This is a genomic window from Nocardiopsis terrae, from assembly GCF_014651695.1.
Lineage (GTDB): Bacteria > Actinomycetota > Actinomycetes > Streptosporangiales > Streptosporangiaceae > Nocardiopsis > Nocardiopsis terrae.
The window spans coordinates 798,209-818,487 of sequence record NZ_BMXJ01000003.1 but is presented as its reverse complement, the minus strand read 5'-3'; the positions used below and the strand labels follow the sequence as shown (position 1 = coordinate 818,487).

The following is a 20,279-nucleotide window of genomic DNA, read 5'->3' as shown; positions in this document are numbered from 1 at the left end:
CTCCCGGGGGGTTGGAGGGGGGCGCGATCCGCGAGTCCGGCAGCCCTGTGCTCTCGGTGCGCGAACGGTTCCGGGACGGCGCCGGGGAGGGGTGCCGCTCAGGCGCCGGGGTCGTAGGCGCGCTCGTCCTCGGGCACACCGACCTCGTCATAGAGCTTCTGCAGTCCTTCGGGGGAGAAGATCTCGTCTCCGTGGACCACACCGGCGATGATGCCCAGCATCGTGTTGGTCCACTTCTGGTCCTGGCTGATCGCCCCGAGGACCGTCCGGTAGAAAGGCGGCAGGTCGAGTTCGGCCAGGGTGCAGGTGAAGTCGTAGACCGGGGCGCTCTCCTCGTCACGCGTGGCCGCGTAGTCGGCCAGGGCCTCGTCCATGTCGCGCTCCTGGGAGAGCCCCTCGTGCACGCGGGCGGCCAGCATTTCAGCGTGTAGGAAGGCGTCCGCCATACCCCAACCCGTGAAGGGGTCCTTGTGGTATCCGGCGTCCCCTACCAGAGCCCACCCGGGGCCCTGAGCCGTGCGGTAGTAGTTGTCGGGGTTACGCATGGGGCGGAAGGGCTCCATCCGCTGCCCCTGGGACCGCAGCTCCTTGCCCATGTCCGGAACGACGTCGTCGAAGGTCGCCAGGAACTGGTTCTCCGGGTCCTGGCGGAACTCCTTGAGATGGGACCGGTTGCAGATCACGGCCAGCATGGTCAGATCGTCGTTGGTGGGCCAGGTACCGATCCACCGCAGGTTGTGGCCGGTCTTGTGGTGCAGGCCCCAGTCGAGCCCCTGGTAGTAGGAGTAGTAGATGAAGTTGGCCGCGGGCCGGACGTTGTAGGACCGGGCGCCCACCCGCTTGGCCACGGTCGAGTGGAAGCCGTCCGCGCCGATGACGACCTTGGCGCGCAGGTCGCGCTCCGGGCCCCTGCCCTCCCGTCCCCGGACTCCGACGACGCGCCCTTCGGAGAAGACGAGGTCGGTGACGCTGAAGTTCTCCAGCACCTCACAGCCGGCCTCGCGTGCACCGTTCAGCAGGATGTCGTCCAGGAGTGTCCGGCGCGGGCAGTAGATAGCGTCGACCCCGTCGACGGCGTCAGCCATTCCGTTCAGTTCAATTCCCTGAAAGGAGAAGTGCATCTTGCGAATGGCTGGAGTTCCCGCGTCGATGACGGGGTTCAGAAGATTCCAGTCCTTGAGCCTCAGTAGGGCCGTCTGATGAAGATAATGTGTGGACACGGTGTCGCTGGGAAAGGATGCCCGGTCCACGATCAGGACGCGGTGCCCTTTCCGGGCGAGGAGCATGGCGGTCGGAGAGCCGGCGCACCGCGCACCGACGACGATGGCGTCGTACATTTCTGCCTGGCTTTCTGGTGGTCACTGCCCTTAAGGGGCATGGCATTGGTCATGGATCCCGCGCGCCGTTCCCGGTTTTGGACAGCGGGCTTCAAGTAGGCGTGACTTACTTTTTCGTCCTGGTGCGGGCGATGGACTTCCAGCTGGGGACATAAAGCTCGCACCATTGCCGAAGCTAAGTCAAAGAACTCTTCGTATTGGTTTGAATGCGAAGAGTTCCGGCGTTGCGGTGGAATCTGGGTCCAGGGGGGCCCGCTCCCGCCCTCTGCCCGGGGTGAGCTGCTGGTTTGTGGGGTGTGGAAGTGGATTCTCTGCCTGGTGTCCGCCTGTCAAGGTTGATGGGAGGGTGACGTGCATCACATTTCTGCCATCTCTGTGGTGCTGTGTGCGGGTTCGGACTCCGCTCAGTGCGAAGTCCCCCACGCAAGGTTGTGTGGGCAGGTAGTCCCCGGTGTCTCTGCGGGGCCCGGTGAGAACGCCTTGTGATGCGCCTTCGCGCCCCTGTGGCAAGTGGGTTGCTGGTTTCCCGCTTGGCTTGGCCGCGGGTTCCCGTGGTCGGGATCAGGTGTCCTTCGAGCGTGTGAACGTGTGGGTGTGCCGCTGCTCGGGTCGGGGGCGCGGGGGGCCCGGGTGAGGTAACTATCAGCGAAATAAAGAATCGGCCGCGTGTCCGTGGTTCTGATCGGGTTCCCGGTGGTTCTCCGTGCCGATTTCTGCGGTGCCGAATAATGATCACGGATGATTTCCTGGATTAGGATGTCCGAAACTTGGTGTTATGAGTTCGGCCTTCGGTGGCGGCTGCCTCCGGGAGGACGCCGTCCCGGGATCGCGTGGGTGCGGTTGGAGGTCGGGTGCCCGAGGAGCGCTTTTAGGTCGGCTTGCTTCTGAGGTTCACCGGGTCCGATTCCCTGCTTCTGGTGGCGTGGGGAACGCCTGTCTGCGAGGCGCGGGCGGAGTTCGGTCGCGGCCGCCAACCGTGCCGACGGCACTGCCTCGGATGCGCAGCCGCGGAGGAGCGTCGGATCAACACCGGTGCCGCTGTGCCGGGTCGGTACTCCACGGGCCCTGCGGGGGTGACGCGGCACTCTGCGGTCGGCCGGCCCCGGAGTCCTTCGCCCCTGGCGCCGGCTCCGGCGGTGTGCTTTCACCGCTCCCGCTCCCGCTCCCGCTCCCGCTCCCGCTCCCGCTCCCGCTCCCGCTCCCGCTCCCGCTCCCGCTCCCGCTCCCGCTCCCGCTCCCGCTCCCGCTCCCGGGTCGGCCTGGGCGGCGGTTCCCCGAACAGGAGGGTCGCGGCACGGTCAGTGGCCCGGTCCGGTGGGTGGGGTCGAGCGGGTGTGGTCGGGGGAGGGCCGGTGGGCGACACGTTCCCGCGATCTGGTATGGGTTTCGCAGAGGTTTCTTCTCATCACCCATTGCAGTGGGTTTTCAATGGTGTTAACTTTCCGGAAAGCGTTGCATGGGAGCGCTCCCGAAACGGGGTTCCCGGCCACGCAGTCTGGACCGCACCACGACCGACAGGTGGAGGACCCGGCTCGGGAGAACACGTCACCCCGGCCGAGGGACCACACCCCCGTCGCCCTCCCGGCCTCTCCGGGACCCGTGCGACGTTCCCCGCAGGCTCACGATCCTGGCACCCCCCTACGCGAGGAAACACAGATGAGCAGACCCCCCTCAGACAACCCCCGAACCCTGTCGCGCCGCGTGCTCGCCACGGCCTCCACCCTGCTTCTGGGCGCCACCGCCGCACTCACCGCCTCTGCCCCGGCCGCAGCGGCCACCGGCTGTTCGGTCGACTACCAGCTCAGTGACTGGGGCTCGGGCTTCACCGCCAACGTCGAGATCACCAACCTCGGCGACACGGTCGACGGCTGGTCCCTGGACTGGACCTTCGACGGTGACCAGCAGATCGGCCACAGCTGGGGTGGCGCCCACAGTCAGTCGGGCCAGAGCGTCTCGGTCACCGACGTGGGATACAACGGCACGATCCCCCAGGACGGGACCGCCTCCTTCGGCTTCCAGGCCGCCTACTCCGGGGACAACGCCGTCCCGACGGACTTCAGCCTCAACGGCGTGCTCTGCGAGGGCAGCGTGGACCCGGACCCGGACCCGGACCCGGACCCGGACCCGGACCCCGACCCGGACCCGGACCCGGATCCCGGTGAGCGCGTCGACAACCCCTACGTGGGGGCTGACGTCTACGTGAACCCGATCTGGTCCGCCAACGCCGCCGCCGAGCCGGGCGGCGAGGCCGTGGCCGACGAGCCCACCGGTGTGTGGATGGACCAGATCAGTGCCATCGAGGGCAACAACAGCCCCACCACCGGGTCCATGGGTCTGCGTGACCACCTCGACGAGGCGGTGGAGCAGGCCGCGGGTGAACCGCTGGTCTTCCAGCTGGTCATCTACAACCTGCCCGGCCGCGACTGCGCGGCCCTGGCCTCCAACGGGGAGTTGGGCCCCGAGGAGATCGACCGCTACGAGGCGGAGTACATCGACCCGATCGCCGACATCCTCGCCGACTACGAGGACACCTCCCTGCGGGTGGTCACCACGGTCGAGATCGACTCCCTGCCCAACCTGGTCACCAACGTCTCCCCGCGCGAGACCGCCACGCCCGAGTGCGACGTCATGCTCGCCAACGGCAACTACGTCAACGGCGTCGGCTACGCCCTGGGCCAGCTCGGTGCGATCGACAACGTCTACAACTACGTGGACGCCGGCCACCACGGCTGGATCGGCTGGGAGGACAACTTCGCACCCTCCGCGGCCCTGTTCCACGAGGCCGCCAACGCCAACGGGGCCACCCCCGACGACGTGCACGGCTTCATCGCCAACACCGCCAACTACTCCGCCCTGAAGGAGGAGCACTTCGCGATCGGTGAGACCATCAACGGCACACCGGTGCGCCAGTCCGACTGGGTGGACTGGAACAACTACCTCGACGAGCTCTCCTTCGCCCAGGGACTGCGCGAGGAGCTGGTCTCCCAGGGGTTCGACTCCGGCATCGGGATGCTGATCGACACCTCCCGTAACGGCTGGGGCGGCCCCGACCGGCCCACCAGCGCGGGCCCGACCACCGACGTCAACGCCTACGTGGACGGCGGCCGCATCGACCGCCGCATCCAGGCCGGGAACTGGTGCAACCAGTCCGGTGCCGGACTGGGCGAGCGTCCCACCACCGCTCCCGAGCCCGGGATCGACGCCTACGTGTGGATGAAGCCCCCGGGTGAGTCGGACGGCTCCAGCGAGGAGATCCCCAACGACGAGGGCAAGGGTTTCGACCGGATGTGCGACCCCACCTATGAGGGCAACCCGCGCAACGGCAACAACATGAGCGGCGCTCTGCCCGACGCGCCGGTCGCCGGCCACTGGTTCTCCGACCAGTTCCAGGAGCTGCTGGCCAACGCCTACCCGCCCGTCCAGTAACCGCTCCGCAACAGCAACCCCGACAACCGGGCGCCCGCCCCTCCCCACCCCGGGGCGGGCGCCCACCCCGGGAACACCGCCCACGTTCCCCGGCACACAACGTCTGGCCCGGTACGGCGGCACCGCCGCCCCGAGCCCCTCCACAGACCCCCGCCCCGTCTCGTGCGCCCGCACGGTGGTACCGCCACGCGCACCCCCGCGCCCCGGGCACCGGCAGCGCCGAGGAGGGTCCCCCGCAGGAGGACAACGTGATCACCCCCCGCTCCGACCGGCGCACGGGCCGACGCCCGCGCCCCGGCCCCCTGTTCTTCGCCGTCGCCCTGGTCGCGGCGCTGCTCCCGGCCGGCCCCGCCCAGGCCCAGAGCCCCTGTTCGGTCGACTACCGCGTCACCAACGACTGGGGTTCGGGTTTCACCGCCGAGGTCACGCTCACCAACGAGGCGGCCGACCTGCCCCAATGGTCCCTGGGCTGGGAGTTCGCCTCCGGCCAGCAGGTCACGAACGCCTGGAACGCCGAGGTCGTCCAGGACGCCGACTCCGTCACCGCGAGCGGCCCCGCCTGGGCTCCGGGACTGGCCGGGGGTGCGAGCGCCACCTTCGGTTTCCAGGCCGACCACGACGGTGACAACCCCGTCCCCGACAGCTTCACCCTCAACGGTGTGAACTGCGACGACGATGAGGACCCGCCCCCTCCGGAGCACACGCTGCTCGTCGAACCCGCCACGCTCACCCTGGACCCGGCGGGAGAGGCGAGCTTCGAGGTCGCCCTGTCCGCGGAACCGGACAGCGGGGTGCAGGTCGCCGTCGAACGCACCCAGGGCAGCGACAGCCTCTCCGTGCACTCTCCGCAGCCCCTGTCCTTCGACGAGACCGACTGGGACACGGCCCAGGAGGTCACCATCGCCTCCTCGGGCGCCTCCTCGGACGAACCCGCCCGGGCCGAGTTCACCGTCTCGGCGCAGGGCTATGAGCCCGTGGTCGTCACCGCCAGGGAACGCACCGAGGCGACCAGCGACTACGAGCAGCGCTTCCTCGACCAGTACGACAGGATCAAGGACCCCGACAGCGGCTACTTCCGTGACTTCGACGGACTCCTGGTGCCCTACCACGCCGTGGAGACCCTGATCGTCGAGGCCCCCGACCACGGCCACGCCACCACCTCCGAGGCCTACAGCTACTACCTGTGGCTGGAGGCCACCTACGGTCGGATTACCCAGGACTGGGCCCCCTTCAACTCCGCCTGGGAGTCCATGGAGGCCTTCGCCGTACCGGGGACCGCCGACCAGCCCACGAACGCCTCCTACGACCCCGCCGCACCGGCCACCTACATCGCCGAGTCGCTGGAGCCCAGCGACTACCCGATGCCGCTGAGACCCGAGGTCCAGACCGGCGAGGACCCCCTCGCCGACGAGCTCAGCGGTACCTACGGCACCGACGAGGTCTACGGCATGCACTGGCTGCTGGACGTGGACAACACCTACGGCTTCGGATTCTGCGGTGACGGCACCGACGACGCCCCGTCCTACTTCAACACCTTCCAGCGCGGTTCCAACGAGTCGGTCTGGGAGACCGTCCCGCACCCCTCCTGCGAGACCTTCGAGCACGGCGGGGACAGCGGCTACCTCGACCTGTTCACCGACGACGAGACCTACTCCGAGCAGTGGCGCTACACCAACGCGCCCGACGCCGACGCCCGAGCGGTCCAGGTCGCCTACCTCGCCCACGAGTGGGCCTCGGAGCAGGGCAACGAGTCCGACATCGCCGACAGCGTCGCCAAGGCGTCCATGATGGGCGACTACCTGCGCTACGCCATGTTCGACAAGTACTTCAAGGAGGTCGGCGACTGCGTCGGGGCCCAGACCTGCCCGCCCGGAACGGGCAAGGACTCCGCCCACTACCTGCTGTCCTGGTACTACTCCTGGGGCGGCGCCCTGGAGAGCGCCGAGTACCCCTGGGCCTGGCGCATCGGCGGTTCCTCCGCGCACCAGGGCTACCAGAACGTGATGGCCGCCTACGCCCTCTCGGAGACCGAGGCGCTGCGGCCGCGGTCGGCCACCGGGGCCGACGACTGGGGCGTGAGCCTGGACCGCCAGCTGGAGTTCCTCCAGTGGCTGCAGTCCTCCGACGGCGGCATCGCCGGAGGCGCGACCAACAGCTGGGAGGGCGTCTACGGCGAGCCGCCCGCGGGCACCCCGACCTTCTACGGCATGTACTACGACGAGAAGCCGGTCTGGCACGACCCGCCGTCCAACCAGTGGTTCGGCTTCCAGGTCTGGGACATCGAGAGGGTCGCCGAGTACCACCGCCTCACCGGTGACGAACGTGCCGGGGACATCCTCGACTCCTGGGTGCCCTGGGCGATCGCCAACACCACGGTCGGTACCGGTGGGGACTTCGCCGTCCCCGCCGAGATGGAGTGGACCGGCGCGCCCGACACCTGGACCGGTACGTCCACGGGCAACCCGGGCCTGGGCGTCGAGGTGGTCTCGCACAACCAGGACGTCGGTATCGCGGCGGGCCTGGCCAAGACCCTGATGCACTACTCCGCCGCCACCGGGGACGAGGACTCCCTGGAGACCGCCGAGTCCCTGTTGGACGCGCTCCTGGAGCACGAGGGGGAACTCGGTGTGGCCGTCCCGGAGGTCAGGGCGGACTACGAGCGGTTCGACGACCCCTACGATCCGGCCACCGGAGAGGGCACCTACGTCCCCCAGGGCTGGACCGGCACGATGCCCAACGGCGACGTCATCGACTCCGACTCCACCTTCGCCTCCGTCCGCTCCTTCTACCGGGACGACCCGAACTGGGGACAGGTGGAGGACTACCTGAACGGGGGGCCGGCCCCCGAGTTCACCTACCACCGCTTCTGGGCCCAGGTCGACGTGGCCACGGCCCTGGCCACGCACGGTGAGCTCTTCGGGCCGTAGCGAGCCGCCGCCGTGCACGGGGCCGGGTGCGCGAGACCGCCCGGCCCCGCACCACCAGTCACCCGAGGAAGAGACCATGCCGAGAACCCCCCGACGGGTGCGGGCCGCACTCGCCTCACTGACCGCAGCCGTCCTCCTGACGGCCGGAACCGCCACCGCCGCGCAGGCACAACAGGCCCCGCTCCGCGACCTGGCCGACCAACAGGGACTGCGGATGGGCGCCGCGGTCGCCGCCCACCGACTGGACGAGGCCGACTACCGACGGACCGCGGCCGCGGAGTTCAACTCCGTGACCCACGAGAACGCCCTCAAATGGGAGAGCGTCCAGCCCCAACGGGGCCAGTACTCCTGGTCCGGCGCCGACCGGCTCGTGGAGTTCGCCCAACAGAACGGCCAGCGGATCCACGGCCACACCCTGGTGTGGCACAGCCAGCTTCCCTCCTGGGTGGAGAACGGCGACTTCACCCCCGCCGAGCTGACCCGGGTCATGGAGGACCACATCGGCACCACCATGGGCCGCTACCGGGGACAGATCGGGTCCTGGGACGTGGTCAACGAGCCCATCGGCGACGACGCGCAGTTCAGGGACTCGGTGTTCCACCGCACCCTGGGCGAGGACTTCGTCGCCGAGTCCCTGCGCATGGCCCGGGCGGCGGACCCCGACGCCACGCTGTTCATCAACGACTACAACATCGACGGGATCAACGCCAAGAGCGACGCCTACTACGAACTGGCCCAGGACCTGTTGGCACAGGGAGCGCCGCTCGACGGCATCGGCTTCCAGGGCCACCTGGTCTCCGGACAGGTCCCCTCGGACATCCAGCGCAACATCCAGCGCTTCGCCGACCTGGGCCTGGAGGTGATGATCACCGAACTCGACATCCGCATGCAGCTTCCCGTCACCCAGCAGAAGCTGGAACAGCAGGCCAGGGACTACACCCGGGTCGTCAACGCCTGCCTCGCCGTCCCCGGCTGCTCCGGTGTGACGGTGTGGGGCGTCACCGACGCCTACTCCTGGGTCCCGGACCACTTCGACGGACAGGGCGCGGCACTGCCCGTCGACGAGGACTACGCCCCCAAACCCGCCTACTGGTCGATCCACGAGGCCCTGGGCGGCGACGGCCAGGACCCGGGCGACCCCGGCGAGCCGGGGACCGGCACCTGTGAGGTCTCCTACGACATCAGTTCCCGGTGGGACCGGGGAGCGGTGGTGCAGGTGAGCGTGTACAACGGCTCGGACTCCGCGATCCGGGACTGGTCCCTGGCCTGGGAGCGGCCCGCCGGCGAGCAGATCACCTCCTCCTGGAACGCCTCGGTCGAACAGACCGGTACCGCCGTCACAGCCGGTCCGGTCGGGTGGAACCGCAGCCTCGACCCAGGGGGCCAGGTCTCCTTCGGTTTCCAGACCACCCACACGGGCGGGCCGGCGGTCCCCGACGGTTTCTCCCTGGGTGAGCACAGCTGCACCACACGATGATCCGTCACGGCCCCGTGCCCGAGGGCACGGGGCGCCCCTCCAGAACGGAGTCCCCCATGAGACAACGCCTGACGATCGCCTCGGCGGCCGTCCTCGCCCTGATCGCTGCTCTGCTCGTCCACGTCCTGCCCGCCCACGCCGACACCGGGTTCCGCGTCAGCGAGGGGCGCCTCGTCGACGCCGCGGGAAACGACTTCGTGGTACGCGGGGTCAGCCACCCCCACTCCTGGTACACCCAGGAGACCGATTCCTTCGCCGACATCAAGTCGCTGGGCGCCAACACGGTCCGCGTCGTCCTCAGCAGCGGTGACCGCTGGGAGGAGAACGGACCCTCGGACGTGGCCAACGTGGTCTCGCTGTGCAAGGCCAACCGGCTGATCTGCATGCTGGAGGTCCACGACACCACCGGCTACGGCGAGGAGTCCGAGGCCGCCACCCTGGACCAGGCCGTCGACTACTGGCTGCGGACCCAGAGCGTGCTCGAGGGCGAGGAGGACCACGTCCTCGTCAACATCGGTAACGAGCCCTACGGCAACGACGCCGCCGCCAACCAGAACTGGGCCGACGACACCTCCGAGGCCGTTCAGCGCCTCCGGTCGGCCGGATTCGACCACACCCTGGTCGTGGACGCCCCCAACTGGGGGCAGGACTGGGCGCACACCATGCGTGAGGGCGCCCAGGGCGTCTTCGACTCCGACCCGCACGCCAACACCGTGTTCTCCATCCACATGTACGGCGTCTACGAACAGGAGTCGGTGGTCGTCGACTACCTGGAGCACTTCACCGACAGCGGACTGCCCCTGCTGGTCGGGGAGTTCGGCTTCGACCACAGCGACGGCAACCCCGACGAGGACGCCATCATGCACCACACCGAACGGCTCGGCCTGGGCTACATAGGCTGGTCCTGGAGCGGTAACAGTGAGGGCGTCGACTACCTGGACATGGTCGAGGACTTCGACGTGGACTCCCTGACCCCCTGGGGCGAGCGGATCTTCCACGGGCCGGACGGGATCGCCGAGACCTCGGTCGAAGCGCCCGTCTACGGCGGCGGGGAGCCCACCGACCCGCCCACCCCGGACCCCACGGACGAGCCCACCGAGCCGCCCGCCGCCTCCGACTGCGAGGCGGTCTACAGCGTCGTCGGCCAGTGGGACGGCGGCTTCCAGGCCGAGGTCACCGTTACCGCGCTGACCGACCTCACGGGCTGGGACACCACCTGGACCCACACCGGCGGCGCGAGCGTGAGCAGTGCCTGGAACGCTTCGGTCACCCAGGACGGGCCCCTGGTCCGGGCCGCCAACGTCGCCTACAACGGCGCACTCGCCGAGGGGGAGTCCACCTCCTTCGGTTTCACCGGTAACCGCACCGGCACCGTCACGGTGCCCGACGTACAGTGCGCCGCGGTCTCCTGACCGCGCGTACGCGCCAGTCCCCGGCCGCGCATCCAGTGCGGCCGGGTCCCCCCGACAAGCAACGAAGGAGTGACCTATGCGGTCACGTCACACCATCGCCGTGCCCCTGGCGCTCGGCAGCCTGGCCATCGGCTACGCCGTCGTCGCCGCCCCCCAACCCGCCGAGGCCCACGGAGCCTTCACCTACCCCGCCTCACGCACCTACGCCTGCTTCCAGGACGCCACCGGTGGCAGCTCCGGGGGCGCCCTCCAGCCGGTCAACGACGCCTGCGCGGACGCTCTCGAGGAGGGTGGGAACTACGCCTTCTGGAACTGGTTCGGCAACCTGATCAGCGACTCCGCGGGCCAGCACCGGGAGTTCGTCGCCGACGGTGAGCTGTGCGGGCCGACCGAGCAGTTCAGCGCCTTCAACGCGGCCCGTACCGACTGGCCGTCCACCCAGCTGCAGCCGAACACGACGGTGGAGTTCCACCACAACGCCTGGGCCGCCCACCCGGGGACCTTCCTCACCTACGTCACGGTCGACGGCTGGGACCCGAACTCACCGTTGAACTGGGACGACCTGGAACTGATCGACGAGGCCGTCGACCCCCCGCTGCGCAGCGGGGGAGAGGCGGGTGCTGAGTACTACTGGGACGTGGACCTGCCCGACCGGGAGGGACGCCACATCGTCTACTCGGTCTGGGAGCGCTCTGACAGCCCGGAGGCCTTCTACAACTGCTCCGACGTCGTCTTCGGCGACGACCCGGGGCCCGGACCGGACCCGGACCCCACGGACCCGCCCGACCCCGACCCGACTGACCCGCCGGACCCGGACCCCACGGACCCGCCCGCGGGGGAGTACTGCACGGCCGAGTACGCGGTCACCAACGAGTGGGCCAACGGCTTCCAGGCCGAGGTCGAGGTCACCGCGGGCGAGGACGGGGTGTCCGGGTGGATGGTGGACTGGGTGTTCGCCAACAACCAGGAGATCACCAACATCTGGAACGCCTCGGCGGTGAACCACGGAGCGCACGTCGAGGCCTCCAACGCGGCCCACAACGGCACCCTCGCGGCCGGTGACTCCGCTTCCTTCGGTTTCACCGCCACCTTCGAAGGCGTCAACATCCCACCCGAGGTGGAGTGCCAGGAGTCCTGAACCCGCTCCGGCCCCCCATCGGCCGGCCCGGTCCCGGGCCCCTCCTCCCGGGACCGGGCCGGTCGTTTCCTAACGGTGTTAGTTACGATGGTCCGATGGACTCCGCGCGCATCTACGAGAACTGCCAGAACCGCCTGCTGGACCTGGCCGCCAACCTGGACGGGACCCAGCTCGGCACCGTCGTCCCCGCCTGCCCGGACTGGACCGTCCAGCAGGTCTACGCCCACCTCGCCGGTCTCAGCGCCGACGTGGTCTCGGGTCAGGTCACACCCCCGGCCGGCGACGAGGTCACCGGGCGCCAGGTCGCCGACCGCGCCCACCTGGGCATCGGGGAGATCTCCGCCCAATGGCGCGAGAGCGCCCCGGCCCTGTTGGAGATCATGCGTACCGAGAGCCGGCGGCGTTACTCCCTGCCCGCGCTGGACGTCTGGCACCACGAGAACGACATCCGCGGTGCCCTGGGCCTGGGTGCCCAGACCGAGGACGCGGACCAGCTCGCGGACTTCCCGCTGGGCGGTCTGGCCAAGGGCTGGCCCGCCGAACTGCCCTCCGTGCGCGTGGTGGCCACCGACACCGGCCAGGAGTGGAACCTCGGGGAGGGCGCCGCGCTCACCCTGAGCGGCACCGCCCACGAGTTGGCCAGAGCGGTGACGGGTCGGCGCAGCCTCGCCCAGATCCTGGCCCTGGACTGGACCGGCGGAGACCCCGCCCCGGTGGCTCCGTTCCTGCCCACCCTGCCCGCGGCCGAGTCCGACCTGGAGGTGTGACCGCCGGGGTCCGCGCCGCGGGGGACGGTCAGGGTGTGTAGGGGAGGCGGTCGATCGCCCGCACCTCGCCCAGGGTCGACCACTCGTTACGGCCCAGCCGTGCCAGCGGGCGCAGCAGGGTGACCTCCGGGTGGCCGTCCACCAGCACGCTCTCGTCCACGGCCACGTTCAGCACACGTCCGAAGACCACGGTGGAGTCGCCCAGGCGCAGCGTCGAGTGCAGTGCGCACTCCACCGCCACCGGTGAGGCGGCGACCCGGGGCGGGCGCACGGTCGTGCTCGCCTCCCGCTCGATCCCGAGCGCGTCGAACTCGCTCACGTGCTCCGGGTAGGGGGTACCACTGGCGTTGACCTGGTCCTGGAGCGACTCGGGCGCCAGGTTGACCACGAACTCGCCGGTCGCCTCGGCGTTGCGCAGGGAGTCCTTGCGTCCCACCGAGGTGAACTGCACGATCGGCGGTTCGGTGCAGGAGACCGTGAAGAAGGAGTGCGGCGCCAGGTTGTCCACGCCGGTCTCGGAGGTGGTGGAGACCCACGCGATCGGGCGCGGGACCACCACCGACGTCATCAGCTTGTAGAAGGCCCGTCCGGGCAGGTCGGCGGGGCTCTGTTCGTTGCGCATCGGCACGATTATCCCGTGTGCCGGGGGTGGGCGCGGGCATACTCGCCGGATGGAACTGGTCACAGCCGACGACGTCCGGGCCGCCGCCGCCCGGATCCGGGGCCACGTGCTGCGCACACCCCTGACGGCCGCCCCGGAGGGGGCGGGTTTCCTCCTCAAACCGGAGAGCCTCCAACCCACAGGGGCCTTCAAGCTGCGCGGGGCCACCAACGCCGTGGCCCTGCTCGACCCGGTCCGAAGCGGGTACGGGGTGGTCACCCACTCCTCGGGCAACCACGGCCTCGCGCTGGCCCGCGCCGCGGCCCGGCAGGGGGTGGCCTGCACGGTCGTGGTGCCGGAGGGGGCTCCCCGGGTCAAGGTCGAGCGGATCCGGGGGTACGGCGCGCGGGTGGTGACCGTGCCGCCGGCCGAACGCCTCGCCGCCGTGGAGGGGTTCGTGGACCGTGAGCACCTGGTCCCGGTCCCGCCGTTCGACGACCCCCGGGTGATCGCCGGCCAGGGCACCGTGGGGTCGGAGATCCTGGAACAGTCGCCCGAGGTCACCACCATCGTGGTCCCGGTGGGCGGGGGAGGGCTCGCCTCGGGCGTGGCCACCGCCGCCCGGGCGGCGCGTCCCCGGCGGGTCCGGGTGGTGGGGGTGGAACCGGAACTGGCGGCCGACGCCGCCGAGAGCCTCCGGGCGGGGCGGCTGGTCGACTGGGGGCCGGAGCGCACCTACCGGACCATGGCTGACGGGGTGCGCGCCTGCCTGTCCGAACGCACCTTCGCGCACCTGGCGGAGCGCCTGGACGGGATCGTTACCGTCACCGAGGACGAGATCGCCCGGGCGGTGGCCGCGCTCGCGCACGGCGCCCGTCTGGTCGCCGAACCCAGCGGGGCGGTGGCCGCGGCGGCGGTGCTGTCCGGCCGGGTGGACGTCGCCCCGGAACGCCCCGGGGCGACGGTCGCGGTGCTCTCCGGCGGCAACGTCGATCCGGACCTGTTCGCCCGGCTGGTCGCCACCGCCTGAACCCGGCCAGTGGCCCGGCGCGTCTGGGAAACCGGGCGCGCCCGGTCAGGCGGCGCGCCAGCGGAAACGCGAATCCTCGGCGGTGGTCGTGCACTGCATGAGCGTCCCCTTGCTCGTGTGGCCGTACTGCCAGTGCTGGGAGCAGAAGGCCCCCGGGTGCACACCCTGCACGGGGCCGGGGTCCGGAGCCGGTTCGGGAGCGGGTTCCGGCTCGGGGGCGGGCTCCGGTGCGGGCTCGGGTTCCGGCTCGGGCTCCGGTTCGGGCGCTGGCTCCGGCGCAGGACTGGGGTCGCCGATCTCCTCGGGGCAGTCCTGCTCCGCGGAGACCACGAACAGCTTCACCATGAGGGTGTCGGCGAACGGTGCCGACCTCTCGCCCCTCTCAGGAGACTGGCCGCACACGGAGTCCCCGGAGGCGTCCGCCGGCTTCGGGGCCTCCACGTCCCCGAAAGCGCTCTCGACCACGACGGTCAGGCCCGCGCCTTCGGCCCACTCGCGAGCGTCGCCGACGGACCCGTCGGTGAACTTCGGCAGCTCCGGCCACTCCTCGGTGGCGTCCTCGTCCTCGGGGCAGTCCACTCCCTCCGGCGCCACGGTCAGGTCGGCCAGGTCCTCCGTCACGTCCTGGCCGCACACGACCATCGCTGAACGGGTCCACTCCGCCTCTGCGCCGGTCGCGGCGAGCACCAGCTCGCCGAGGTCCACACCTGCCTCGTCCAGCCGATCCTCGGCGTCCGGCAGGTCCAGCCCCACCAGTTCGAGCACCGGCTCCTGCGAGGGGGATTCGGTCACGGACACCGACACGGGTTCCTCGGACGGCGGTGGCGGCAGGATCATGGCGAGGATGACCAGACCGACGAACCCGAGGAAGGCCAGGGTCGCGCATCCACCGCATCCCAGCCCTATCCTGGCCAGCGGGGACAGCTTCTTCCGTGCGGGGTTCGGGGCGGCTCCGGGCACGGGTGGGGGAAAGGTCATCGGACTCCGTCTCGTTTGCTGGGGAGGGTGGAGCGGGCACCGGTCACCGCGCCGCGCGGTGCGGCTGCCCCGACCTTAGTGAAACCGGTCGATCGGAACAGGCCGGATCACTGGATTCGGTCAGCTCAAACACGAAGGGTGAGGTTTGGTCCCGCGGCCGACAACTCCCCGGGCGCGAGTGAGCGCGGGCCGACCCCGTGGGAGGACTTCCACGTCCGGGAGAAGATCACCCACTCGGTCACTTCACGCCCTGCGGGGCGCGAAGCCCGCGGTTCGTTCCCGATCCCTTGTGGGCGGACGACTTTCGCCATAAGTTAGTGAGTACATACTCACTAACGGAGGTTGTCATGCCCCTGGCGGACCGTCACCCCCGGGCCTTCGACGCCCTGGTCGCCACCGTGGTCCTGCTCGTCGAACTCTTCGCGACCTACGGCGCCCTGACCGGCCCACCCCTCGACCCCGTCGACGGATGGGCCGCCACCAGACAGATCGACCCGCTGTCCTTCGCCCTGGTGATCGTGGGCTGCGGGGCCCTGTACTGGCGGCGCCGGCTGCCGACCACCACCCTGGCGGTGGCGACCCTCGCCTACGCCGCCTTCCTGCTGCGCGACCACGAACTCGGCATGTTCCTGGCGCCCATGGTCGCCCTGTACACCGCCTCCGCCCTCGCCCTGCCCGGAATGATCCCCGCTCTGGCCACCGCGGTCGGCCTGGGCGCCTCCCTGTGGTGGGTGCACACCCGCACCGCGGGCCTCCCCGACCCCGGCGTCGCTATGCTGGCCTGGATCGCCTTCGGTGCCGTCACCGCGCTCTTCCTCGTGGGTTCCTACGTCGCGGGAGAACTGGTGCGGTGCCACCGAGAGCTCAACGAACACGAGGAGCGCCATGGCAACCGAGCCCGGGAGACGACGCCGCTCCACACCTGAGCGAACCCGCGAACACCTCCTGGACAGCGCCGCCGAGGTCCTGCGCGAGCTCGGGATGGCCAGGGCCACCACCAAGGAGATCGCCCGCGCCGCCGGTTACTCCGAGGCGACCCTCTACAAGCACTTCACCGACAAGTCGGACCTGCTCCTGGCGGTGATGCGGCACCGTTTCCCCCCGTTCGTCGAGGTACTCGCGGAACTCCCCGGCCGGGTCGGCCGGGAGGACGTGCGCGGCACCCTGCTCGACCTGGTGCCCCGGGCCGTGGCCTTCTACCGCCACGGGGCGCCCATGCTCGGTTCGCTGTTCGCCGACCCAGGTCTGCTCGCACGCCACCGCGGGGGAATGGCCGGACACGGAGCCGGTCCCCTCAACGTCAACCGCGCTCTCGCCGCCTACCTGGACGACGAACGCGCCCTGGGGCGCCTCCCCGCGGGCGTGGACCCCGGGTCCGCCGCCTCCCTGCTGGTCGGCGCCTGCTTCCAGCGCGGCTTCCTCGAGGCCTTCCTCGGTCACGACGACGACTTCCCGCCCGTCGAGCTGCACGCCGCGGAGCTGGTCGACACCCTTCTCGGAGCCTGACCGGTCTCGGCGCCCGACCGGCCGGGCGCCGGGGACGCCGGGAGTCCGCGGGCCGCGGAAACCGTGCGAAGGTCAGCTCCGGTCCTGATCGTCCGTGCCCTGCTCGGCTTCGGTGATGTCCGCTTCGGGCGGCGCCCCGACGATGAGGCCGAAGACCGCGTGGTCCACCAGCAGGGCCAGCCTCTCCTGCGGCCGTACCCTGTGCGCGTGGGCCAGGTCGAGCGCCGGAGCCAGGGCCAGTTCGAACAGGCCCCAGGCGAGCACCCCGTACACGGGACCGGTCAGTCTCGCCCCCCGGACGCGCGCCGGTACCAGACCGAACGCAGCGCCCGCGGCCGCACCGTAACCCCAGTGCGCCAGCTCGATGAAGGCGGTACGGCGGTGGGCGGGCACCTCGTGGAGCAGGGACGGAACCCCCTCCCGCAGGATGGCCTCGGGCGGTGTGCGCTCGATCATCCCCAGACCCACGGCGACCTGCCGCATCCCGCTCATGGCCATCGCGCCCACGGCACCCCTGGCCGCCCCCTTCAACCAGGGGCGGCGTCGCATCCGCTCCGTTGCGCTCCCCATCGTCCCCCCGCGATCAGTGGCTGTCTCGTACCCATCCCCACCCCTAGCCGACGCAGCCGCCGTCTACACGTGCCCCGCCCGACCGGTGTCCGATCCGCAGATGTTTGTGCGAGCACCGGTCCGGTCAGGGCGAACCACGACGGCCCACCGATGTGGGAGCCACCCGACGGGAGGGTTTCGAGGATGAACGAGGAAACACCGGACGCCAAGAACCGACAGCTGGAGAACGACCGCACCGACTCCGAGGGGCCCCTGACCACCGAGACCGGTGTCAGGGTCGAGGACACCGACAACTCCCTGAGCGCGGGTGAGCGCGGTCCGACCCTGTTGGAGGACTTCCACGTCCGGGAGAAGATCACCCATTTCGACCACGAGCGCATTCCCGAGCGGGTCGTGCACGCCCGGGGTGCGGGTGCCTACGGTCACTTCACGCCCTACGAGGGCCTGTCCGACCTGACCGCGGCGCACTTCCTCAGCGACCCCGGCGTCACCACCCCGGTCTTCGTCCGGTTCTCCACCGTGGCCGGATCGCGCGGGTCGGCGGACACGGTGCGCGACGTGCGGGGTTTCGCGGTCAAGTTCTACACCGAACAGGGCAACTACGACCTGGTCGGCAACAACATGCCGGTCTTCTTCATCCAGGACGGCGTCAAGTTCCCGGACTTCGTGCACGCGGTCAAACCCGAACCGCACAACGAGATCCCGCAGGCCCAGTCGGCCCACGACACCCTCTGGGACTTCGTGGGCCTGCAGCCGGAGGCCACCCACATGATGATGTGGCTGATGTCGGACCGGGCGATCCCGCGCAGCTACCGCACCATGCAGGGCTTCGGGGTGCACACCTTCCGGTTCGTCAACGACCGGGGACAGGGCACCTTCGTCAAGTTCCACTGGAAGCCGCTGCTGGGCACGCACTCGCTGGTGTGGGACGAGGCCCAACGCATCCAGGGCAAGGACCCCGACTACAACCGTCGGGACCTGTGGGAGGCCATCGAACGCGGCCAGTACCCCGAGTGGGAGCTGGGCGTGCAACTGGTTCCGGAGGAGAACGAGCACGACTTCGACTTCGACCTGCTGGACCCCACCAAACTCATCCCCGAGGAGCAGGTCCCGGTCCGCCCCGTCGGCAGGATGGTCCTGGACCGCAACCCGGACAACTTCTTCGCCGAGACCGAGCAGGTCGCCTTCCACACGGCCAACGTGGTTCCGGGGATCGACTTCACCAACGACCCCCTGCTCCAGGCCCGCAACTTCTCCTACCTGGACACGCAGCTGTTGCGCCTGGGCGGTTCCAACTTCCAGCAGATCCCGGTCAACCGGCCGGTGGCCGAGGTGAGCAACAACCAGCGTGACGGGTTCTCCCAGCACCGTGTGCACCGGGGACAGACCTCCTACTACCCCAACTCCCTGGGAGGGGGCTGCCCGGCCCTGGCCGACGAGGGGGTGTACCGGCACTACACCGAGAAGGTCGAGGGCGCCAAGGTCCGCAAACGGGCGGAGAGCTTCAAGGACCACTACTCCCAGGCCAGACTGTTCTACAACAGCCTCGCCGACTGGGAGCGGGACCACCTGGTGGCCGCGTTCCGGTTCGAGCTGGGCAAGTGTGAGGAACTCGCGGTGCGCCAGCGCGAGGTGGCCAACCTGGTCAACGTCGACCACGGCCTCGCCGTCGCCGTCGCCGAGGGGGTGGGGGTGGAGCCCCCGGAGGACCCCGGTGCGGCCGGTCACGGCGATTCCTCGCCCGCGCTCAGCCAGGCCAACACGGCCTTCGGTGACCTGACCGGCCGCCAGGTCGCCGTGCTCGTCGACCACGGGGTGGACGGCACCGCCGCCGAGGCGCTGCGTGACGCCCTCGTGGGCCGGGGCGCCGTGGTCGAGATGCTCGCCCCCCTGGACGGTGCGGTGCGCACCCGTGAGGGCGGGGACCTGCCGGTGGACCGTTCCTACACCACGGTCTCCTCGGTGCTCTACGACGCGGTCGCGGTTCCCGGCGGCCCCGATTCGGTCGCCTCGCTCGCGGAGGACGGGGAGGCGCGCCACTTCGTCCTGGAGGCCTACAAGCACCACAAGCCGATCGCCGCAGTCGGCCAGGGGACGTCCCTGCTCTCGGGCGGGGGACTGCCCGGGAGGCTGTCCGAGTCACCGCTGGAGACGGAGAGCATCGAAGGGGTGGTGCGGTCCCCGGGCGCGGACTCGGACCTGACCGAGGAGTTCGCGCGGCTCATCGGACTGCACCGGCACTGGGAACGGCCCACCGACGCCGTCTCCGCCTGACCCGTCGCCGGGACCGGCACGGGGCCGACGCGAGGCACGGTCGCGGGTGGAAGGCGTCCTTCCACCCGCGACCGGTCACCTGGTCCCGTCCGGTGCGGACCCTCCCCGGCGCCGGACTCAGGTGTCGGACGGCCCGGAGTCGGGTTTCAGCGGGTCGTGGCCGACGCGCATCAGCTTCCTGCGCCAGTCGTCGTCCTGGCGGCGTGGCTGCGCCAGCTCGTCCTGCACGAACCGGGTGACCCGCTCCATCAGCTCGACGTCGGAGGACGTCACGTCCGTTCGGCGCTTGTCCAGGAGCTGGACGACGTGCTCCCCCTCGGCGCTGACATCACCACCGGCGGGAAACGCCTCCTCCCCCGAAGCGTCGGTGAGAAGCCAGCGACGCAGCTCCTCACCGGTCATGTTGACCGAGGCGTGGAACTCCTCCCAGAGGCGATCGACCTCCGGATCACTCGCCGCCATCGCGGCGCCCCCTCTCAGGTCGTGGACTCCGGGACCGGCCCGAGGACGGGTGGCCCCGGCGTCCCGGAACCGGCGGTGACGGTGTGCCCTCACACACCCGGCACCGCCCTGTCTGGGGAACGGCTACCCCGAGTACCGCGCGTTCATACGTTCGGCTCCGGATCGGCCGGGCTCGGGGTGACGGCGGGACGGATGAGGTTTCACCGCGACGGAGGCGGGTTAGGGCGGTCCATGAGAACGACGAACACGGAGGAGGCAGTGACCATGGGCGACCTCGCGCAGGCGCTCGGGGAGCGCTCCGTGCTGGCGGACGTGAGCGCGGCGGAGCCCAACCGCTGACAGACCATTCCGGAAAGAGGAGGGGCCCCGCCCGG

16 protein-coding genes are annotated in these 20,279 nt (G+C 70.3%); 10 read left to right on the top strand and 6 right to left on the bottom strand.

Annotated features, from left to right (window positions below; translation table 11 throughout):
* Positions 1–98: 98 nt before the first annotated feature.
* Both IE195_RS11585 and IE195_RS11580 read right to left on the bottom strand, forming a co-directional pair.
* The gene (locus tag IE195_RS11585; protein WP_191270417.1) at positions 99–1,337 is read right to left on the bottom strand and encodes an NAD(P)/FAD-dependent oxidoreductase; all 1,239 of its coding nucleotides are present in this window, start codon (positions 1,335–1,337) and stop codon (positions 99–101) included.
* Between the two features lie 1,144 nt (positions 1,338–2,481).
* Positions 2,482–2,700 carry a hypothetical protein gene (locus IE195_RS11580; RefSeq protein ID WP_191270415.1) on the bottom strand — a complete coding sequence of 73 codons (219 nt, stop codon included), beginning with the start codon at positions 2,698–2,700 and terminating at the stop codon, positions 2,482–2,484.
* A 293-nt stretch (positions 2,701–2,993) separates the two neighbouring features.
* On the opposite strand from IE195_RS11580, the gene IE195_RS11575 reads away from it, so the two are divergent.
* The 6 genes from IE195_RS11575 to IE195_RS11550 all read left to right on the top strand — a co-directional run bounded on the left by IE195_RS11575 (position 2,994) and on the right by IE195_RS11550 (position 12,484).
* Complete coding sequence (locus IE195_RS11575) at positions 2,994–4,763, top strand: glycoside hydrolase family 6 protein (RefSeq protein ID WP_191270413.1); 1,770 nt, start codon at positions 2,994–2,996, stop codon at positions 4,761–4,763.
* 248 nt (positions 4,764–5,011) lie between these two features.
* The gene (locus tag IE195_RS11570) at positions 5,012–7,690 is read left to right on the top strand and encodes a glycoside hydrolase family 48 protein (RefSeq protein ID WP_191270411.1); all 2,679 of its coding nucleotides are present in this window, start codon (positions 5,012–5,014) and stop codon (positions 7,688–7,690) included.
* Positions 7,691–7,766: 76 nt separating this feature from the next.
* Entirely contained in the window at positions 7,767–9,167 is a 1,401-nt protein-coding gene (locus IE195_RS11565) for an endo-1,4-beta-xylanase (RefSeq protein WP_191270408.1), read from the top strand.
* A gap of 56 nt (positions 9,168–9,223) precedes the next feature.
* The gene (locus IE195_RS11560; protein ID WP_191270406.1) at positions 9,224–10,579 is read left to right on the top strand and encodes a cellulase family glycosylhydrolase; all 1,356 of its coding nucleotides are present in this window, start codon (positions 9,224–9,226) and stop codon (positions 10,577–10,579) included.
* A gap of 76 nt (positions 10,580–10,655) precedes the next feature.
* Positions 10,656–11,717, top strand: a complete 1,062-nt coding sequence (locus IE195_RS11555) for a lytic polysaccharide monooxygenase (protein ID WP_191270404.1) — start codon at positions 10,656–10,658, stop codon at positions 11,715–11,717.
* A gap of 95 nt (positions 11,718–11,812) precedes the next feature.
* Positions 11,813–12,484 (top strand): maleylpyruvate isomerase family mycothiol-dependent enzyme, encoded by a 672-nt coding sequence (locus tag IE195_RS11550; protein WP_191270402.1) that lies wholly within the window; start codon positions 11,813–11,815, stop codon positions 12,482–12,484.
* A 28-nt stretch (positions 12,485–12,512) separates the two neighbouring features.
* Here the strand turns inward: IE195_RS11550 and IE195_RS11545 are convergent, their stop codons facing one another.
* On the bottom strand, positions 12,513–13,106 hold the full coding sequence (locus IE195_RS11545; RefSeq protein ID WP_191270399.1) for a flavin reductase family protein: 594 nt from the start codon (positions 13,104–13,106) through the stop codon (positions 12,513–12,515).
* A gap of 49 nt (positions 13,107–13,155) precedes the next feature.
* Here IE195_RS11545 and IE195_RS11540 point away from each other — a divergent pair, with 49 nt between their 5' ends.
* Positions 13,156–14,115, top strand: a complete 960-nt coding sequence (locus tag IE195_RS11540; protein WP_191270397.1) for a threonine ammonia-lyase — start codon at positions 13,156–13,158, stop codon at positions 14,113–14,115.
* 45 nt (positions 14,116–14,160) lie between these two features.
* On the opposite strand, the gene IE195_RS11535 is transcribed toward IE195_RS11540, so the two are convergent.
* Positions 14,161–15,093: a PASTA domain-containing protein gene (locus IE195_RS11535; protein ID WP_225942413.1), complete on the bottom strand. Its 933-nt coding sequence runs from the start codon at positions 15,091–15,093 to the stop codon at positions 14,161–14,163.
* A 347-nt stretch (positions 15,094–15,440) separates the two neighbouring features.
* On the opposite strand from IE195_RS11535, the gene IE195_RS11530 reads away from it, so the two are divergent.
* Together IE195_RS11530 and IE195_RS11525 are read left to right on the top strand one after the other, a co-directional pair.
* Positions 15,441–16,019, top strand: a complete 579-nt coding sequence (locus IE195_RS11530; RefSeq protein ID WP_191270395.1) for a DUF7134 domain-containing protein — start codon at positions 15,441–15,443, stop codon at positions 16,017–16,019.
* Positions 15,979–16,599 (top strand): TetR/AcrR family transcriptional regulator, encoded by a 621-nt coding sequence (locus IE195_RS11525; RefSeq protein ID WP_191270393.1) that lies wholly within the window; start codon positions 15,979–15,981, stop codon positions 16,597–16,599. The genes IE195_RS11530 and IE195_RS11525 overlap by 41 nt, the downstream gene beginning before the upstream one ends.
* A gap of 72 nt (positions 16,600–16,671) precedes the next feature.
* Here IE195_RS11525 and IE195_RS11520 read toward each other — a convergent pair whose 3' ends face one another.
* Positions 16,672–17,097, bottom strand: coding sequence for a hypothetical protein (locus tag IE195_RS11520; RefSeq protein ID WP_191270564.1), 426 nt, complete (start codon positions 17,095–17,097; stop codon positions 16,672–16,674).
* Positions 17,098–17,352: 255 nt separating this feature from the next.
* Here IE195_RS11520 and IE195_RS11515 point away from each other — a divergent pair, with 255 nt between their 5' ends.
* Positions 17,353–19,443, top strand: coding sequence for a catalase (locus tag IE195_RS11515; RefSeq protein WP_191270391.1), 2,091 nt, complete (start codon positions 17,353–17,355; stop codon positions 19,441–19,443).
* Between the two features lie 117 nt (positions 19,444–19,560).
* On the opposite strand, the gene IE195_RS11510 is transcribed toward IE195_RS11515, so the two are convergent.
* The gene (locus IE195_RS11510) at positions 19,561–19,905 is read right to left on the bottom strand and encodes a DUF3140 domain-containing protein (protein ID WP_191270389.1); all 345 of its coding nucleotides are present in this window, start codon (positions 19,903–19,905) and stop codon (positions 19,561–19,563) included.
* Positions 19,906–20,279: the final 374 nt, after the last annotated feature.

Coding starts and splice junctions, on each gene's coding strand:
- IE195_RS11585 (WP_191270417.1), bottom strand. CDS start 1,337: ATGTACGACGCCATCGTCGTCGGTGCGCGGTGCGCCGGCTCTCCGACC.
- IE195_RS11555 (WP_191270404.1), top strand. CDS start 10,656: ATGCGGTCACGTCACACCATCGCCGTGCCCCTGGCGCTCGGCAGCCTG.
- IE195_RS11515 (WP_191270391.1), top strand. CDS start 17,353: ATGAACGAGGAAACACCGGACGCCAAGAACCGACAGCTGGAGAACGAC.
- IE195_RS11575 (WP_191270413.1), top strand. CDS start 2,994: ATGAGCAGACCCCCCTCAGACAACCCCCGAACCCTGTCGCGCCGCGTG.
- IE195_RS11525 (WP_191270393.1), top strand. CDS start 15,979: ATGGCAACCGAGCCCGGGAGACGACGCCGCTCCACACCTGAGCGAACC.
- IE195_RS11565 (WP_191270408.1), top strand. CDS start 7,767: ATGCCGAGAACCCCCCGACGGGTGCGGGCCGCACTCGCCTCACTGACC.
- IE195_RS11530 (WP_191270395.1), top strand. CDS start 15,441: ATGCCCCTGGCGGACCGTCACCCCCGGGCCTTCGACGCCCTGGTCGCC.
- IE195_RS11535 (WP_225942413.1), bottom strand. CDS start 15,093: ATGACCTTTCCCCCACCCGTGCCCGGAGCCGCCCCGAACCCCGCACGG.
- IE195_RS11510 (WP_191270389.1), bottom strand. CDS start 19,905: ATGGCGGCGAGTGATCCGGAGGTCGATCGCCTCTGGGAGGAGTTCCAC.
- IE195_RS11560 (WP_191270406.1), top strand. CDS start 9,224: ATGAGACAACGCCTGACGATCGCCTCGGCGGCCGTCCTCGCCCTGATC.
- IE195_RS11540 (WP_191270397.1), top strand. CDS start 13,156: ATGGAACTGGTCACAGCCGACGACGTCCGGGCCGCCGCCGCCCGGATC.
- IE195_RS11545 (WP_191270399.1), bottom strand. CDS start 13,106: ATGCGCAACGAACAGAGCCCCGCCGACCTGCCCGGACGGGCCTTCTAC.
- IE195_RS11550 (WP_191270402.1), top strand. CDS start 11,813: ATGGACTCCGCGCGCATCTACGAGAACTGCCAGAACCGCCTGCTGGAC.
- IE195_RS11520 (WP_191270564.1), bottom strand. CDS start 17,097: ATGGCCATGAGCGGGATGCGGCAGGTCGCCGTGGGTCTGGGGATGATC.